This is a genomic window from Shigella sp. FC1967 (genome assembly GCF_001743005.1).
In the GTDB taxonomy this organism is placed as follows: domain Bacteria; phylum Pseudomonadota; class Gammaproteobacteria; order Enterobacterales; family Enterobacteriaceae; genus Proteus.
In genome coordinates this window covers 1-1,527 of record NZ_MIIZ01000975.1, presented here as the reverse complement: position 1 = coordinate 1,527, position 1,527 = coordinate 1, and the positions used below count along the sequence as shown (strand labels likewise).

The window sequence follows — 1,527 nt, the reverse complement described above, 5'->3', positions numbered from 1 at the left end:
CCATTGGTGTCCTCCCAGGGAGCTACCCAAATCCGCATAACCTGTGCTGGTGTACGAATTGGAATCGGGCGATCCGGAAGACGCGGTGCGACATAGTTGTCAATCACCGGGTCTCCGGAGCTAGATGAGTTCGCTGAAACGTTTGAGGAACCTTCGCCATCCGCTTCCGCTTTGGCCTCGACTTCCTCTGGTTTCATTGGACGCGGGACATTTCCGTCATTGGTTGCGGCGTAAACGTCTCGCGCTGACATACACTGAACACCATTCGGCATTCCCGGACAGCTATACTCATCCTTGCCGATGTTGAACGTCGAACAGCCCGACAAAATCAGTAGAGCTGCGCCCACCCCCAACATCTTTGCGGATCTTACTGTCTGTTCCTTTTGAGCCTTGCCTCTGGAACTGCCCTTTCTGGTCAAAATGTTCAAAAATTTCATTTCTTGGTGCCCCCGGTGGAACGAATTTGTAGCTTGGTGCCTTTGGTCACGATGATGTCTACCTGACGGCCAGCATCGACCTCGATAACAGGGAAGATGCCTTCGGCCATGTCGATATAGAACTGAGCGATGCGATCCAGCGCCTTACTGGCCCCCTTCACTGCTGCACCCTGCAACATCTGGTCAGAGAACACAGACTGGTACTGGGTATTTGAGCCAGGGTTAGTGCTGACGACCGGCACCGGATTGACGTCAAAGGCTTCGGACACGCCACCAAGGAAGCCAGCCATCAAGCTCTTAGCGATGATTTGGCCCTGCTTCGATACCACGCGGCCACGGACACCGGCCTTACCGTCTTCACCCACTGCATAGGAATCCAGCTTCGCTTCGATGACACCCCCATCGTCCCGAACGCACGAGAAGGTCTCGCCGCGCAGGTAGGCTCGCTCGGAGCTGAGGTCTCCATAGCCGGAAACAATCAGGAAACACTCCCGAACATCCGCACGGAAGCGGTTAGGCAAAATAGCCTCTTTCTGAATCCTGAGGGTCGAAGGGAACGGATCTCGACGAGCACCTTGAGATGTTGGTGCGTCCATACCGTTGATGAGCACCCCTGTCAGGATGGAGCCAGAAGGTAGGTAGATAGACTCATCATCCTTGTTGTCCTTCTCTTCAACTTCTGGCGCTTTCTGCGAGTAGCTCACTATTTGGATGCCTGGTTTATTAGTTGCATCACGACTGTCTCCCTTGCCAGTTGCAGGAGCCCCACCCTTCGAGTCAGGAAGCGGTGCGTCCCGAAAAAAGGATGCAGGATCTTTGTAGTCGAGCTTTTTCTCCATGAACTGACCATCACCACCAGATGCACCATTAACATCGGCTCTGGCATCCTCTGATGAAGAGGATGTTTTTCCACCAACAGCGCCGGTTTCGACTTTCTTAGCCAATTCCATGTTCTTCTGGGTCAGGCGGTCCAAATCTTGACGAAGGCGGGTCATCTCACGGCCAACATCACTGGATTTCCCGGCAGTGGTTTTGGTTTCCTCCAGCTCTTTCTTGACTCGTTCCAGCTCCTTTTTCAGGTCGGAGTTTT

At 53.6% G+C, this 1,527-nt stretch carries 2 protein-coding genes; both read right to left on the bottom strand.

Annotated features, from left to right (window positions below; all coding sequences use genetic code 11):
- Window positions 1–437: TraV family lipoprotein (locus BHE89_RS16955; protein WP_128860657.1), on the bottom strand; the 437-nt coding region annotated here is incomplete at its 3' end.
- Window positions 434–1,527: TraB/VirB10 family protein (locus BHE89_RS16950; RefSeq protein WP_128860656.1), on the bottom strand; the 1,094-nt coding region annotated here is incomplete at its 5' end. The genes BHE89_RS16950 and BHE89_RS16955, both read right to left, overlap by 4 nt.